A 13900-nucleotide genomic window follows, 5' to 3' on the forward strand; every position below is an offset into this window, starting at 1 on the left:
GTGGTCAACGTGGCCGCGCGATTTCTTATGTCTTACTGCGCGCCCTTCTTCGGGCGTTACTTCATGACCGCCCTTTTTAGCGCCGGCTGTAAATCGCCTGATTCACAACGTTTTCAAGTTGCTCCTGTCTGCCGCTCGCGTGCTGCGGATTCAGGCCACGCGTCAATGCGTCCGCAGCCAGTGTCGAAAGCGAATAGTCGCCCTTCAGAATCTTGCGGCCGAACTCCGATTCCCAGCCCGCGTAACGCTGACGCTTGAACGCTTCGAGCCGGTCGTTTTCGATCAGGGTCGCTGCGCGCTCGACTGCGAGCGCCAGATTGTCGATTGCACCGATGTGGCCGAAGAACAGATCTTCCGCATCGACGCTCTGCCGCCGCACCTTAGCGTCGAAGTTCATACCGCCGGTGGTGAAGCCGCCATGTTTGAGGATTTCGTAGAAGGCCAGCGTCAGTTCTTCGACGCTGTTCGGAAACTGGTCCGTGTCCCAGCCGTTTTGTTGATCGCCGCGATTCGCATCGACGCTGCCGAAAATGCCCAGCGCGTAGGCCGTGGCGATTTCGTGATGAAACGAATGACCAGCAAGCGTCGCGTGATTGGCTTCGATGTTCACGCGAATCTCTTTCTCCAGCCCGTATTGCAACAGGAAGCCGTGTACGGTCGCCACGTCGTAGTCGAATTGATGCTTGGTCGGCTCCTGCGGCTTCGGCTCGATCAGCAATGCGCCTTTGAAGCCGATCTTGTGCTTGTGCTCGACCACCATGTGCAGGAAACGGGCAAGCTGATCACGTTCGCGTGCGAGATCGGTATTAAGCAGTGTGTCGTAGCCTTCGCGGCCGCCCCACAACACATAATTTTCGCCACCCAGCTGTTGGGTCGCGTCGAGCGCGTGGCGAACCTGCGTCGCAGCAAACGCGAAAATCTCGGGATCAGGACTGGTCGCCGCGCCTGCTGCGTAACGCGGATGTGAGAACAGATTGGCCGTGCCCCACAAGAGTTTGACGCCGGTATCCTGCTGCTTGCGCGCCAGATAGTCGGCGATGCGCGTGAAGTTCTCGCTGTAGATCTTCAGGCTTTCGCCTTCCGGTGCGACGTCGGTATCGTGAAACGTGTAATACGGTGTGCCGAGCTTCGAGAAGAACTCAAACGCGGAATCCGCCTTTTGCTGCGCGCGTTCCATTGCGTCACCGGCCTGCTGCCAGGGACGCCGAAACGTCCCTTGCCCGAAGATATCGACGCCCGGCCAGACAAACGTATGCCAGTAGCACACAGCGATGCGGAGATGTTCTTCGAGTGTCTTGCCGAGCACCCGCTTACTCTTGTCGTAATGGCGATATGCAAGCGGGTTATCCGATTGCGGGCCCTCGTAGCGGATCTCGGGAATGTGTTCGAAGTAGGACATCAGCATCTCCTGTTTTATGCTGCACTGCAACCCGTGCGGCATCGCCGCGCCGGTCGACAAGGTGACGCCATGCTGCCGCTTGCAAGATGCATCGGCAATTGCGAAATTGCGCAGCGTGCTTGATGTTTCTTACCGCCCGTGCGTTTGTTTCACACCGGCGCGATCTTCGCGGCCTAGAATAACCAGACGCTTAAAAACGGTGCTGCCTCAGGCGCACACCCAACCGCAACCATCTTGCATGGGACCAGAGTAAGGCGCTAAAGCGCCAGCTCTGGCCGACAGGAGACGAAGGCGCTGCGAATCTTGACGATCCGCACGCCACCCACTGCCATGACCCGTCCGCAAACACCACAGACGACCCATCGGATCGCGCTGCTGTTCAACGCGAACAAGGTGTACGACCGCGAGATCATCACCGGCATCGGCAATTACCTGCTGTCGACGCGCGTGGCGTGGGATCTCTTCCTCGAAGAAGATTTCCGCTGCCGGTTGACGGGTATCGAGCGTTTCGACGGCGACGGCATCATCGCGGATTTCGACGACCCCGCTGTGGGTGAAGCGCTGCGAGATTGTCCGTTGCCGGTCGTGGCAGTCGGTTCATCGTTCGAAGATCCGGCGCACTACCCCCCGGACTTACCCTATATCGCGACCGATAACGCCAAGCTCGTTTCACTCGCCTACACGCATCTGATCGGTGCGGGACTCGAGCACTTCGCTTTGTATAGCCTTCCGCAAGCGCAGGAGAATCGCTGGGCACAACAACGTGAGTTGGCATTCGCTCACCTGCGCAGCACGGACGGCCATAGCGCCGAGCAGATCGGCACCGAGATCTATCGCGGCCTGTCGACCAGCGCACCGTCGTGGAATCAGGCAACCGAGCAGCTCACCGCGTGGCTCGCCCAGTTGCCGAAGCCGGTCGGCATCATCGCCGTCACCGACGCCCGCGCGCGGCATCTGCTGCAGGCCTGTCTGATCGCGGGTATTCCCGTACCTGAAGAAGTGGCGATCATCGGCATCGACAACGATCCACTCACGCGTACGCTGACCCGCATTCCGCTTTCCTCCGTGATTCAAGGCACTGAGGAAATGGGCCGCACCGCCGCTCACTTGCTGCATCAAATGCTGCACGGCGCGCGTTTTCCGGGGCGGCGTATTCTCGTGCCACCGGTCGGCATCAACGTGCTCGAATCGACGAAACACCAGCCGCTTGCAAGCCCGTATGTGATGCGCGCACGGCACTTCATCCGCCAGTACGCGTGCCAGGGCATTCGCACCGAACAGGTTGCCGATTACGTGGGCGTGTCGAGATCGTCTCTCGAGGAGTACTTCCGGCGCGAACGACAGTGCACCGTGCATCAGGAAATCCTGCGTCATAAACTCGATGTCGCGAAAGCCCTGCTTGCGAAGCGCGATGCGTCGAGCGCCGAGGTGGCGATCCGTTGCGGCTTCACGTCGCTGCAATACATGTACGCGGTGTTTCGCCGCGAACTCGGCTGTACGCCGCGCGAATACCAGGACCGTGTGAATTCGACCGCAGCGCCCGGCTGAATATGCCTTTCACTTTCTCTTTCCATCGACGACATGATCAGCATCGCACCACTTTCTTCTGAGCCATGGGGCGCTCTGCCCGGCGGCGATCCTGTGCGGCTCTTCACGCTGCGCAATGCGCACGGCATGAAGGTCGCCATCAGCGACCTGGGCGCGACGCTGGTCTCGTGGCATGCACCGGACCGCACTGGTCGTCTCGGCGACATTCTGCTCGGACACGACACGCCCGCCGAATACGTTGCGGCCACAACCTACATGGGCGCATTGGTCGGCCGTTGGGCAAACCGCATTGCCGATGCGCGTTTCACGCTCGACGGCATCGAGTACACGCTCGACCGCAACGAAGGCGCGAATCTGCTGCATGGTGGCACGCAGGGATTTCATCGCGCGCTGTGGGACGTGAGCGAAGACAGCGGTGCGCTGGTTATGCGTCTGGAATCGCCCGAAGGCGACGCCGGCTTTCCGGGCAATGTCACGGTGCAAGTGCGTTACACGCTTGACGACGACGGCACCTTGACGATCGCGTATGAAGCGATCACAGACGCCCCGACGCCGCTCAATCTGACGAGCCATCCGTATTTCAACCTGACGGGTCGGCGGGATGCCGATATTCGCGGACATGTATTGTCGATCGATGCCGACCGGTTCTTCGAAGTCGATGGGTCGATGATTCCTTGCGAGCTTGCCGAAGTGGCAGGCAATGCGTTCGACTTCCGGCAGAGCGCGCCGATCGGCGCACGGCTCGACTGGCCGCATGCGCAGTTGGCGAAGGCCGGTGGCTTCGATCACTGCTATGTGCTGCATGACGCGCCTGATGCCACGGTAGCCGGACGCGAGCCGCAGGTACGCGACGTTGCACGCGCCTATGATCCGGGCAGTGGACGCGAACTGACCGTCTCGACCGATCAGCGCGGCTTACAGTTCTACACCGGCAATTTCCTGAAGGGCGACACGGGCCGCGGTGGCATCGCCTACCAGGCATACTCCGGACTGTGTCTCGAAGCTGGCGGCTTTCCGAACGAGGTCAATATGGCCGAGCAGGAGCAAGTCATCGTGCGGCCTGGCAGCGCATACCGGCAGGTGACGGCGTACCGCGTAGGTGTACGTTCTGGAGTCTGAAACAATTCTTCATATGTTAGGAAGAGCATTACATAACGCCGACTTATCATTTGCTGCAAGACTGAATTACGGGTTTAGGGGTTTGCCCTAGATCACTCGCTTCCTAGAATCCCTCTATAGGTCGCCGAACGCATATTGCGGCGCCGAATAAAACATCCTCGGAGGGAAGCATCATGAAATCGCTGATCAAAGCAGTCGCACTGGTCGTTGTTCTCGCAACCCCGGTCGCTTCGTTCGCACAGTCCGAGCAACCGCTGACCCGCGCGGAGGTCAGGGCGCAACTGGTTCAGATTGAACAGGCCGGCTACAACCCCGCCACTGCAACCGACTCTACCTACCCTGCGGACATTCAGGCAGCCGAAGCACGCGTAGCTGCACAGCATGACGCCACCGGTTACGGTTCTTCGGCAAACGGCTCATCGCAAACCGGCACACCGGCACCCGCTGCGCCTGCAGGCCAGTAAAAAGCCCAACGTTGTCTGTCGTTGCGCAGTTCGATGCGAGCCATGCTTGTTGAAGCATGCGCTCGCATGAACGCGTTCCACTGTGCATGACGATGACAGCGCATTGTCATAAAATCCTTTGACGAAAATAATGTCTCATATATCCTAAGGCGGCAGTCTGGTGGTTCTCGCAGCGCGGTCGGTCCGCATCAGCGAGGACTTCTACTCAACGTCGCTTCGGGTTCCATCGTGAAAGTCCGTGGTCCATTGGTGAGATATCAGCCTGGTCGGGAAAGAACGTTCCTGTCCGGCTGTTCGATCGCTCATCAGGGGAGCAACTGCGCTTCGCCATCCCGCCCCCTGTCCATCGATACCGTGTTGTCGCGTCGCTCTGTCCGTCGACACAACGTCATTGCAGCACCCGCAGCTATCGGGGTGCGTACCGACGAAATCGCGTCGCTTCTGCCTTAGCCCCCTTCTCTTTTCACGAGCAGGTGTTGCATGCGATCAGGCCGCGTTATCTAGCGGTCGAACGTCTGCAATGCATTTGTCTGTCCGCGCTTTGCAAGTCGTCTTGCTAGCGTTGACCGGCTTATAGCGCTCGCCTCTCTGCGTCCCTTTTAGCTCTGCTGTGCGCTTGCGCCGCGGCAGGCGGCGTCGCGTCCTTTATTCGCGTCCCTTACTCATCCGTATTCGTGCGGAACATAAGGACGTGTGGGTCGTCACGCTCGTGCATCTGTGCCTGCGCTGCGGCAAAAACTGATGATCGAAACCAAGGAGATAGTCGAATGAAGATCCGTCATGCCAAGCTTCTCTCGCTCACCGGCACGATGCTGTGCTCGTTGACCGCTTTAACCCCGATGAATGCTGCATACGCAGCGGATACGACGATCAACGTCTACAACTGGTCGGACTACATCGCCAAAGACACGATTTCTGGCTTCGAAAAACAATCCGGCATCACGGTGAAATACGACAGTTACGATAGCGACGACACACTGCAGGCGAAACTGCTGGCAGGCAGTTCCGGCTATGACATCGTTGTGCCCACATCGAGTTATATGGCGCGCCAGATCGAAGCCGGCGTGTATCAGAAGATCGACAAATCGAAGATGCCGAACCTCGCGAACCTTGATCCGGGTTTGATGAAGCTGATTGCCGATGCAGACCCCGGCAATCAATATGGCGTGCCGTGGGCGTGGGGCACCGACGGCGTCGGATATAACGTTCAGGCCGTGAAAAAGGCACTCGGTGCCGACGCGCCGGTTGATAGCTGGTCGCTGTTGTTCGACCCTCAGAATCTTTCGAAGCTGAAGAGTTGTGGCGTGTCTTTCCTCGATGCAGCTGCGGACGTTTTCCCGGCCGTGCTTCAGTACATGCATAAGGACCCGAACAGCACCAATCCTGGCGACTACCAGGCGGCATACGAAGTGCTGAAGAAAGTGCGGCCGTATATCACGCAGTTCAATTCGTCCGGCTACATCAACGATCTGGCGAACAACGATATCTGCGTGGCATTGGGCTATTCGGGCGATGTGGGGATTGCACGGCGACGCGCGTCGGAAGCGAAGCGTTCGTATGACGTGCGATTCTCGAACATCAAGGACGCGGGCTTGCTCTGGATGGACGTGATGGTGATTCCAAAAGATGCTCCGCATCCGGAAGCGGCGATGAAGTGGATGAACTACATCGAAGATCCGAAGGTAAGCGCGGCGATTACAAACGAAGTTTTCTATCCGACTGCGAATCGCGCTGCGAGACAGTTCGTGACGCCGACGATCGAGCAGGATGCGAATGTGTATCCGCCTGAAGCTGTGCTGAACAAGATGACGTTGATGCGGCCGCAGCCTGCGCCGATCATGCGGCTTGAGAACCGGCTGTGGGCGCAGTTGAAGTCGGGGAGTTGAGTTCGGTTTAGCTGGTGTAGTCTGCTGACGGTAGGTGTCACCTTTTTAGCGTGGCGCATGCAGTGGGTGTGTGCGCTACGCCTTTTTTGAAGCTTTTGATTTTTAACTCTGTTTGCATCGAGCCATTATGAGCATTCTGAATATCGTAGATTTTGCGCAGCCGGCCAAGGAAAGCGTTGAGTACATGCCGAAGGCGGAAGCGGTGCTTGCCGGCAATCCCTCGCAGCTTGTTCACACGCATTTTGCCAGCCCGTGTGGGCAGCTCGCGGCCGGTGTTTGGGAAGGAGCCTGCGGGCAATGGACAGTGAACTTCACCGAGAGTGAGTACTGCGAGATTCTCGAGGGCGTGTCTGTGATTCGGGATGCGGATGGGACTAGCAAGACTGTGCAGGCTGGGGATCGATTTTTGATTCCGGCGGGATTTAAGGGAACGTGGGAAGTCGTTGAGCCGTGTAAGAAGATTTTTGTTTCGGTGGAGTTTAAGGGGTAGGAATATCGCTGTCCGGCCGGCGAGCATGTTGTCTGGCGATTCTCGACCGTCGAGCGCGGACTTAAACTGAGCAAGTACTGGCGTTCGAGTTGCCAGCAATGCTCGTTAAAAGAGCAGTGCACGCGACACGTCGACAACGCCGTACTCGTCATTGCGCCCGTGGCTCCTCCGACGTTTTGACACGGTCTGGGCCGAACCCAGTCCGATGGCGAACTTCCGTAGCCGCCCTGAGTGGTCGTACGCGACCTCGGTATATAGAGGTCACCGTTTGCCGACCAGAGCAGCCACTCATGGGGAGTGCCTGCGTTTTTGTGTGCGAAAGGCGCGGTTTCCCGCGCCTTGGCTTGGTTATCCCAACTTGACGAGATTGTGCACCGGCAATGGGCCGCCCGGGATTTGAACCAGCTGGCCGCCGGCCTCGAGCGAACCCAGGTCAATGCCGAAGAAGCCGATCTGCTCGATCAACCCGCTCACGGCCGCTTTCGCCTGCGCGTCGTCTCCCGCGAAGAACAGCACGCGGCGTCCACCCTCGGCCTGCGGATCGTCGGAGAGGAGATGGGCCGGAAGATGGTTGAACGCCTTCACGACGCGTGCGCCCGGCACGCGTTCCGCGAAGGTTCCGCTCGACGTCCGGCCATGCAATTCGACCGGCTTGAACAGCGGCGGCTCGATCGGGTTGTTCGCGTCAATCACGATGCGTCCGCCGAAGTCCGGCAGCCCGGCCAAGGCGCTCGGCAGCTTCGTCCAGTTGACTGCGACAAGGACGATGTCCTGCGCGGCCGCTTGTTCGCGCGTTCCCGGCGTGATCGAGGGGCCGAGCTCGCGCACGAGGTCGGCGAGTGAGGCCGGGCCTCGGCTGTTCGCAATGACGGCTTTGAGGCCTTTGCCCGCCAGCGCTCTCGCGAATGCGGACCCGATGGCGCCTGCTCCGATGATACCGATGGTGCTCATAACGATGCTCCTGGTGAAGAGTGATAAATCAAGTGGTAAGCCGGCAAGGAGAAGGACATCTGAGGTTCACTCCCGGGGCTAGGTGACCGCATGTTGCCGCCTTTATTGCTTGAGGATTAGTCGGGAATCGCTTGAATTATTTTCAAGCAATGCTTTAATATTCCCGCATGGAAACCCTCGCCAATCTTGAGTCGTTTGTCCGCAGCGCGGAAACGGGCAGCTTCTCCGCGGCCGCGCGGCGCCTTGCACTGACACCCGCCGCCGTCAGCCGGAACGTTGCGCTGCTCGAACGCAATCTTGGCGCGCGACTGTTCCAACGCTCGACGCGCAAACTCACGTTGACCGAGGCAGGCGAGCGCTTTCTCGTGGAAATCGGCGGCAATCTGGATGCGCTGCAGGCGGCAATCGCGTCCGTCTCGAACGATCGCAGCGAGCCGGCCGGCGTGCTGAAGGTCAGCATGGCGCCGACGTTCGGCATCACGTACGTCATGCCGCTGCTGCCGGCGTTCCTCGCACGCTATCCAATGATTCGTCCGGATTGGCACTTCGAGAACCGGCCGGTTGACCTGATTGAAGAGGGATACGATGCGGCGCTGGGTGGTGGCTTCGATCTCGCACCGGGTGTCGTGTCGCGCGCATTGGCGCCTGCGCATCTCGTGGCGGTCGCGTCTCCGGCGTACATGGTCGGCCGCCTAACACCGGCCGATCCCGGCGATCTTGCGGACCTCGACGGCATCGTGATGCGCTCGAGCCGCACGGGCCGCGTGCGCCACCGGACAATGCGTAACGCGGTGGGCAATGAGATGCCCGCACGGCTCGGCGAGACCATCATGGTCAATGACCCGGCAGCGATGCGCGAGGCAGCGATTCTCGGACTGGGCGTTACGCTGCTGGCCGTGTCGGACGTGCTGTCGTCGATTGAACGGGGGGAACTCGTGCGATTGTTACCGCGCTGGTACGCGGACGCTGGGGCGATCTCGATCTATTACGCGACGCGAGCGCTGCTGCCGGCGAAAACACGGGTGTTTGTCGATTTTGTTGTTGAGGCGTTCGAGCGGGAGCGGTTGGCTGAGAGGTTTGCGGGCAGCATCGGTTGAGTCGCGCCGGGCAGGCAAACAGGGGTCATTTATCGGTCCCCCTGTCCCGCCTTGTGCGAAGCACTGGTCTCCCGTCGGCTCCCGCGCCCGCATCCCAGCGCGATCATCTGAGAAGCGTCGTCGCAAGCACTCAAGGTAGGCTTGGCCGCACATGCGCACAAGTATCCGCATCAGTTGTCCGGCGGTCAGCAGCAGCGCGTCGCGATTGCGCGGGCACTGGTGCGGCGCACGCTCGAACTGCAAGCCCTGATGCGCGAAGACCCGATAGAAGAAGATGAAATCGCGGCGATGCGCGACGCCGTCGTGCACGCGCAAGCGGCAGCGGACGAAGGCGACTGGCGCAGCGTCGGCACCTACAGTCTGCTGTTTCACCGGCGCATCGTGCAGTTGCTCGGCAGCCCGCTGTTCGACACATTCTTCACGACGATACTGGCGCAACTGCGCCTCGTGTTTGCCTCGGCCCCCGACGAGCGGCGCTTCCAGCGTCCATGGATTGCGAAGGATCAGGAGATTCTCGAACTGATCGCGAGTGGGCGCATGTGGGCCTCGCGCACGCGCCAGTTGCAGCAGGCGCATGTGAGCACCTTCGACCGCCTGTGGTCGACGCTACCCTTCCTGCGCCCCCTGGTGACGATCACCGACGACAGCCTCGCCGACTACGGCGTCGACGAGCATGGCGGCCGCGTTCACGACCTGCTCGGCACGCGTTGCGATCCGTACGTGAACCGCATGCTGACGGGTGAGGATTTCCATTTCCACTGCCACTCGAACCTGACGCGCGCGATCCGCTGGAGGTATGCCGTCCGCTCGGCATCGAGATCTACCGGCTCGCACCGCAGATGCTGGAAGGATGGACCTCACCTGCGGTCGCTGCGTACAAGGGGCAGCACGGGATGACCCTGCAGCAGCCGCAGTGGAAGTGTGGGTGCTGAGGATTCTGTATCAGCGCAAGGCTTGCAAGCTCGCGTGGCAAACGCAACGCGCCGATCTAACTTCTCGCCGATGACAGCTCGGTGCGCTTGCGCTGCAGGAACCGGCGTACGGCCGGATCACGCTCGAGTCCGATCGCGAGATCGTACGCGCCGAGCGCTTCGGCCGTCGCGCCGGCACGCGCAAGCAGATCGGCGCGCGCGGCCCAGTACGGTTGGTAGTCGGTCAGCCGCGGATCGTCCGCGTAGGGCTCGATCGCGTCGAGCGCCGCCTGCGGGCCGTCCCATTCCGCCAGGGCGAGCGCACGGTTCACCGCAACCACCGGCGACGGCGCAATCGCGAGCAGCGCATCGTAGAGCTGCACGATCTCGTCCCAGTTCGGGCGATGCGTCTGGCAACGATAAATGTGCGCTGACTGCAGCGCGGCTTCGAGCTGAAAGCGTCCGATTGAGTTGAATGTACTCGCGCGTCGCAGCAGCGCGTTGGCTGCGTCGATCATCGGTGTGTTCCATGTCGCAGGATTCTGAGCCGACAGCGGCACGTAGTCTCCGGCCGCATCTCGTCGCGCATCGCGCCGCGCCTGCGCATACAGCATTAGCGCGAGCAGACCCAGTGCCTCTGGCTCCTCGGGCAGCAGCTCGATGAGCAACTGTGCAAGAAACAGCGCCTCACCGACGAGATCGCGTCGCTCGGTATCGCCGCAGACCGGATCGGTCCACCCTTCCGCGTACGCCGCATAGACTGCTTCCAGCACGGCAGCAAGCCGGCCGGGCAGCTCCTCGCGCTCGGGTATGCTGAACGGAATACCCGCTTCGCGGATCTTGTTCTTCGCTCGCGCGAGGCGCTTGCTCATTGCGGCGGGCGACATCAGGAACGCGGACGCAATCGTCTTCGCTTCGAGCCCCAGCACCACCTGCAGCATCAGTGGCGTGCGAATCGCGGCCTCGAGCGCAGGGTGCGTGCACGCGAACAGCAGCGCAAGCCGCCGGTCGGGCAACACGCCTGCCTCATGCTCGTCGATCTCGTCAGCGAGGATCGTGAGCTGGTTCACCACTTCGTCGCCGACATGCCGATGGCGCGCGCCATCGATCGCCCGGCGGCGCGCAACCGTCATCAGCCACGCTTCGGGATTCGCGGGGCAGCCGCGCTCGGGCCAATCCGCAAGCGCGGCCGCAAACGCGTCGGCCAGCGCGTCCTCGGCGGCGGCGACGTCGCGCGTGCGCATCGCCAGCAGCGCGACGAGCTTGCCGTAACTGCGGCGAGCGACCGCCTCGGCAATCGAACGCGCGGCGCCATCAGCTTCACGGCCGCCGCCGGACGGACTCATACAGCAGATGGGGCGTCGTAGGGGGCAGTCCAGACCGGGCGCACTTCCATGAGGCCGTGCGCCGCGCCGGGGCAACGCGACGCCCACGCGATCGCCGCGTCCAGGTTGGGCACGTCGATCAGGTAGTAGCCGGCGAGCTGCTCCTTCGAATCGGAAAACGGTCCGTCAAGCACCTGCGGCTTGCCGTCGACGAGCCGCACCGTGGTGGCCGAGTTCGTGTTCTGCAGCCGGTTGGCGCCCACCAGCACCTCCGCTTTTTTCAACGATTCGGTGTACGCGTGATACGCGGCGACACCTTGCTGCCGCTCGCTGTCGGTCATCTGGTTCCAGCCGTTTTCTTCCGAATAGATCATCAATAGGTATTGCATATGAGCCTCCGTCATGGGGTTGAGGCGGTGTACATATCGGGCCGCCATGACAATGACGCTCGGGCGGCATGCTAACGGACAGGCGGTGGCGAAAAAATTGCTGACGGCGCACCGACCTTAATCGTTCGACTTCGTCGAGGGCCTTGCGCGCGCTCCACCGCCAACTGCGCAGCTTACGCCCTATAGTTCGACGGCGCGATGCCGTATGCCTGCCGGAAAGCGCGGTTGAAGTGGCTTTGATCGTAGAACCCGACTTTCTGAGCGACTGTTGCGATCGCTTGCGAGCTTCGCGACAAAAGCGCACAAGCGCGTTCGAGACAAAGACGGAGCAGCCACGCGTGGAACAGGGGGTGATGGCACGTGTTGGCGGACGTCAGCAAAGTATAACGCTGCCGAAATCGAGCAGCTTCGTGTTCAGTCACCGATCGCTCGCGCATCTTGCCGCGTGTCCGCCTGCTCACGCATCAGCAGGAACAACGCGATAAGCACAAGCACTATCGTCAAGCCAACGAAGAGCAATGTCGCGCGTTGAATATCGGCGAGTTGCACGGCAATGCCAAGGCCGATCACAGGTAGTGAGATCGCCACATAAAGGACGACGAAAAAGCTGGACGTGACTTCCGCTCGCCTGTGCGCCGGCGTCGCGGACGCGATCTCGCCCAACCCGGCGCGGAAGCTGATGCCTTGCCCGATTCCTGCCAGGGCGGTGCCGAGCAAAAGCGCACCGAGCGACCGCTCCGGCACGCACAGACCAACACATATCAGTCCCACGACGAGTCCAACGCAGCCAGCCGCTTGCCTCCACCGGGCAGAAATGACCGTCTGCACGATTTGCCCGAGTGCGGAGCACGCGAACAGCAGGAACACGATCGCGCCGGTCACGATGCCGCTGTGAAAGCCGAGTACGACCCGAATCAGTTGCGGGGCGACAGCCGCAAAGAAGCCCACCACGACGAAACCGGCAAACCCCGCCAGCGCGGCAGGAATAAACGCACGGCGTACTTCGGCAGGAAGCGAAATTTTCTGGATGCCGAGCTTCACCCGCGCAGGAATCGTAGCGGTCTCCGGCACGCCAAGGACGACTAGCGCGGCGACGCCCACCAACGCGAGATGCGCGGCATAGGGCAGGCGCATCGGCCAGGGGAATAGTTCGACAAGGATGCCGCTTAACAAAGGACCACAACCCAGCCCGAGCATATTGGACGCCGTAGCCGCGAGCATGGCTTTGCCGCGCCGCGCAGGTGGCGCGAGTTCGATCACAGCTACGGTGGCGGTTCCTGTGAAGATGCCGGCGGAGATTCCCGACAACAGGCGGCCGAGCATCAGCAGCGCCAACCCGTCGCTGAGCAGGAACATCAGCGCTGATGCGGCTGACGCACACAGTCCCGCCAGCAGCATGCGACGACGGCCGAGCTGATCGGACCAGTTGCCGACCAGTAGCAGTGCACCCAGCACCCCGATTGCATACGAGGCGTAGATCACCGTGATGAGGGTCGGTGTAAAACCATACTGCAGTTGGTAGTACCGATAGATTGCCGTCGGTAGCGTTGTACCCATCATGTTGATCGCGAACGCCAACGCGACAGCCAGAAATGCGATCGGGGATTGCGGTGTGACAGCAGTTGCTTTCATGAAACGTCCCAACGGTTGCTCGAAGACTGTGGGCAATTATGGGCAATTTCTCACGGCCTTGCTGGCGGCTCGACAGTGGCGGTCAGCTTCGACCTTGCATTACGGCGACGGCGCTAAGCGATTGGCACCTCACGCGGACGTAGGTGATCGACCCGCTTTTCGCCGTGGTCGAACTCGCGCCGCGCCAATTCCATTTCGCTCATATGGACTTCGACCCAATCCCATATCCCGCAGATCTTGTCGAGCAGGCTCCGCCCCAGCGGCGTCAGCTGATAGTCGACCCGCGGCGGGATCACCGGATGCACGTAGCGCGTAACGAGGCCGTCACGCTCAAGCTGCCGCAATGTCTTGGTGAGCATTTTCTGGCTCACGCCCTCCACCACTTCGCGCAGCCGCGAAAAACGCATCTCGCCATGCGTACCGAGCGCGTCGATGACGAGGATCGTCCACTTGTCCGCGATCTGCTCGATGATGTTCCGCGCCAGGTCGTCGGTTTTTTTTTGCGGGTTGTCGTGCGCGTAAGCGCCGTCGTAGCAATTAGTTTCCATGGGGAAAGTATGAAACTGTCAGGTGCCTTCTTGTGATCGCCGGATGCGGCTGAAATAATCGGCTCGCCTGCCCGTCCGATGGGCACGTCGCCGTTAGTCAGATCGCATTCGACCCGGATTCGGTGCTTTACGTAGTGCTTT

General features: G+C 60.9%; 13 protein-coding genes and 4 pseudogenes. 10 read left to right on the top strand and 7 right to left on the bottom strand.

The window, feature by feature from the left end; all coding sequences use genetic code 11:
• Positions 1-76: 76 nt before the first annotated feature.
• Entirely contained in the window at positions 77-1399 is a 1323-nt protein-coding gene (gene xylA, locus PQQ86_RS36525) for a xylose isomerase (RefSeq protein WP_408278515.1), read from the bottom strand.
• Between the two features lie 330 nt (positions 1400-1729).
• Between xylA and PQQ86_RS36530 the strand changes: the two genes are divergently transcribed.
• The 6 genes and pseudogenes from PQQ86_RS36530 to PQQ86_RS36555 form a co-directional block, all read left to right on the top strand.
• Entirely contained in the window at positions 1730-2947 is a 1218-nt protein-coding gene (locus PQQ86_RS36530) for a XylR family transcriptional regulator (protein ID WP_093635097.1), read from the top strand.
• 33 nt (positions 2948-2980) lie between these two features.
• On the top strand, positions 2981-4066 hold the full coding sequence (locus PQQ86_RS36535; RefSeq protein WP_408278517.1) for an aldose epimerase family protein: 1086 nt from the start codon (positions 2981-2983) through the stop codon (positions 4064-4066).
• 173 nt (positions 4067-4239) lie between these two features.
• The gene (locus PQQ86_RS36540) at positions 4240-4530 is read left to right on the top strand and encodes a DUF4148 domain-containing protein (protein ID WP_408278520.1); all 291 of its coding nucleotides are present in this window, start codon (positions 4240-4242) and stop codon (positions 4528-4530) included.
• 809 nt (positions 4531-5339) lie between these two features.
• Positions 5340-6416, top strand: a complete 1077-nt coding sequence (locus PQQ86_RS36545) for a polyamine ABC transporter substrate-binding protein (protein WP_408279440.1) — start codon at positions 5340-5342, stop codon at positions 6414-6416.
• Positions 6417-6543: 127 nt separating this feature from the next.
• The gene (locus tag PQQ86_RS36550; RefSeq protein WP_408278522.1) at positions 6544-6906 is read left to right on the top strand and encodes a cupin domain-containing protein; all 363 of its coding nucleotides are present in this window, start codon (positions 6544-6546) and stop codon (positions 6904-6906) included.
• Positions 6907-7086, top strand: a pseudogene (locus PQQ86_RS36555) (transposase); the annotation flags it as partial.
• A gap of 168 nt (positions 7087-7254) precedes the next feature.
• On the opposite strand, the gene PQQ86_RS36560 reads toward PQQ86_RS36555, so the two are convergent.
• Positions 7255-7857 carry an NADPH-dependent F420 reductase gene (locus PQQ86_RS36560; RefSeq protein ID WP_408278525.1) on the bottom strand — a complete coding sequence of 201 codons (603 nt, stop codon included), beginning with the start codon at positions 7855-7857 and terminating at the stop codon, positions 7255-7257.
• A gap of 167 nt (positions 7858-8024) precedes the next feature.
• Here PQQ86_RS36560 and PQQ86_RS36565 point away from each other — a divergent pair, with 167 nt between their 5' ends.
• The 4 genes and pseudogenes from PQQ86_RS36565 to PQQ86_RS36580 all read left to right on the top strand — a co-directional run.
• Positions 8025-8954 carry a LysR family transcriptional regulator gene (locus tag PQQ86_RS36565; RefSeq protein ID WP_408278528.1) on the top strand — a complete coding sequence of 310 codons (930 nt, stop codon included), beginning with the start codon at positions 8025-8027 and terminating at the stop codon, positions 8952-8954.
• Between the two features lie 135 nt (positions 8955-9089).
• Positions 9090-9173 (top strand): annotated as a pseudogene (locus PQQ86_RS36570) (ATP-binding cassette domain-containing protein); the annotation flags it as partial.
• Positions 9174-9203: 30 nt separating this feature from the next.
• A pseudogene (locus PQQ86_RS36575) lies at positions 9204-9440 on the top strand (FCD domain-containing protein); the annotation flags it as partial.
• A gap of 48 nt (positions 9441-9488) precedes the next feature.
• A pseudogene (locus PQQ86_RS36580) lies at positions 9489-9886 on the top strand (DUF1989 domain-containing protein); the annotation flags it as partial.
• Between the two features lie 56 nt (positions 9887-9942).
• Here PQQ86_RS36580 and PQQ86_RS36585 read toward each other — a convergent pair.
• The 5 genes from PQQ86_RS36585 to PQQ86_RS36605 form a co-directional block, all read right to left on the bottom strand.
• Positions 9943-11211 (bottom strand): RNA polymerase sigma factor, encoded by a 1269-nt coding sequence (locus tag PQQ86_RS36585; RefSeq protein WP_408278530.1) that lies wholly within the window; start codon positions 11209-11211, stop codon positions 9943-9945.
• Entirely contained in the window at positions 11208-11579 is a 372-nt protein-coding gene (locus PQQ86_RS36590; protein WP_408278533.1) for a YciI family protein, read from the bottom strand. The genes PQQ86_RS36585 and PQQ86_RS36590 overlap by 4 nt, the downstream gene beginning before the upstream one ends.
• Positions 11580-11752: 173 nt before the next feature.
• The gene (locus PQQ86_RS36595; protein ID WP_408278535.1) at positions 11753-12016 is read right to left on the bottom strand and encodes a helix-turn-helix transcriptional regulator; all 264 of its coding nucleotides are present in this window, start codon (positions 12014-12016) and stop codon (positions 11753-11755) included.
• The gene (locus PQQ86_RS36600) at positions 11994-13211 is read right to left on the bottom strand and encodes an MFS transporter (protein WP_408278538.1); all 1218 of its coding nucleotides are present in this window, start codon (positions 13209-13211) and stop codon (positions 11994-11996) included. Before PQQ86_RS36600 ends, PQQ86_RS36595 begins: the two co-directional genes overlap by 23 nt.
• A gap of 113 nt (positions 13212-13324) precedes the next feature.
• Positions 13325-13759 carry a winged helix-turn-helix transcriptional regulator gene (locus PQQ86_RS36605; RefSeq protein ID WP_408195199.1) on the bottom strand — a complete coding sequence of 145 codons (435 nt, stop codon included), beginning with the start codon at positions 13757-13759 and terminating at the stop codon, positions 13325-13327.
• Between the last annotated feature and the right edge of the window lie 141 nt (positions 13760-13900).

This window comes from Paraburkholderia sediminicola, assembly GCF_046026675.1.
GTDB classification, from domain to species: Bacteria; Pseudomonadota; Gammaproteobacteria; order Burkholderiales; family Burkholderiaceae; genus Paraburkholderia; species Paraburkholderia sediminicola_F.

Excerpts from the sequence above, each read along its gene's own strand:
- xylA (WP_408278515.1), bottom strand. The coding sequence starts at position 1,399 with ATGTCCTACTTCGAACACATTCCCGAGATCCGCTACGAGGGCCCGCAA.
- PQQ86_RS36530 (WP_093635097.1), top strand. The coding sequence starts at position 1,730 with ATGACCCGTCCGCAAACACCACAGACGACCCATCGGATCGCGCTGCTG.
- PQQ86_RS36535 (WP_408278517.1), top strand. The coding sequence starts at position 2,981 with ATGATCAGCATCGCACCACTTTCTTCTGAGCCATGGGGCGCTCTGCCC.
- PQQ86_RS36540 (WP_408278520.1), top strand. The coding sequence starts at position 4,240 with ATGAAATCGCTGATCAAAGCAGTCGCACTGGTCGTTGTTCTCGCAACC.
- PQQ86_RS36545 (WP_408279440.1), top strand. The coding sequence starts at position 5,340 with ATGCTGTGCTCGTTGACCGCTTTAACCCCGATGAATGCTGCATACGCA.
- PQQ86_RS36550 (WP_408278522.1), top strand. The coding sequence starts at position 6,544 with ATGAGCATTCTGAATATCGTAGATTTTGCGCAGCCGGCCAAGGAAAGC.
- PQQ86_RS36560 (WP_408278525.1), bottom strand. The coding sequence starts at position 7,857 with ATGAGCACCATCGGTATCATCGGAGCAGGCGCCATCGGGTCCGCATTC.
- PQQ86_RS36565 (WP_408278528.1), top strand. The coding sequence starts at position 8,025 with ATGGAAACCCTCGCCAATCTTGAGTCGTTTGTCCGCAGCGCGGAAACG.
- PQQ86_RS36585 (WP_408278530.1), bottom strand. The coding sequence starts at position 11,211 with ATGAGTCCGTCCGGCGGCGGCCGTGAAGCTGATGGCGCCGCGCGTTCG.
- PQQ86_RS36590 (WP_408278533.1), bottom strand. The coding sequence starts at position 11,579 with ATGCAATACCTATTGATGATCTATTCGGAAGAAAACGGCTGGAACCAG.
- PQQ86_RS36595 (WP_408278535.1), bottom strand. The coding sequence starts at position 12,016 with ATGCGCGAGCGATCGGTGACTGAACACGAAGCTGCTCGATTTCGGCAG.
- PQQ86_RS36600 (WP_408278538.1), bottom strand. The coding sequence starts at position 13,211 with ATGAAAGCAACTGCTGTCACACCGCAATCCCCGATCGCATTTCTGGCT.
- PQQ86_RS36605 (WP_408195199.1), bottom strand. The coding sequence starts at position 13,759 with ATGGAAACTAATTGCTACGACGGCGCTTACGCGCACGACAACCCGCAA.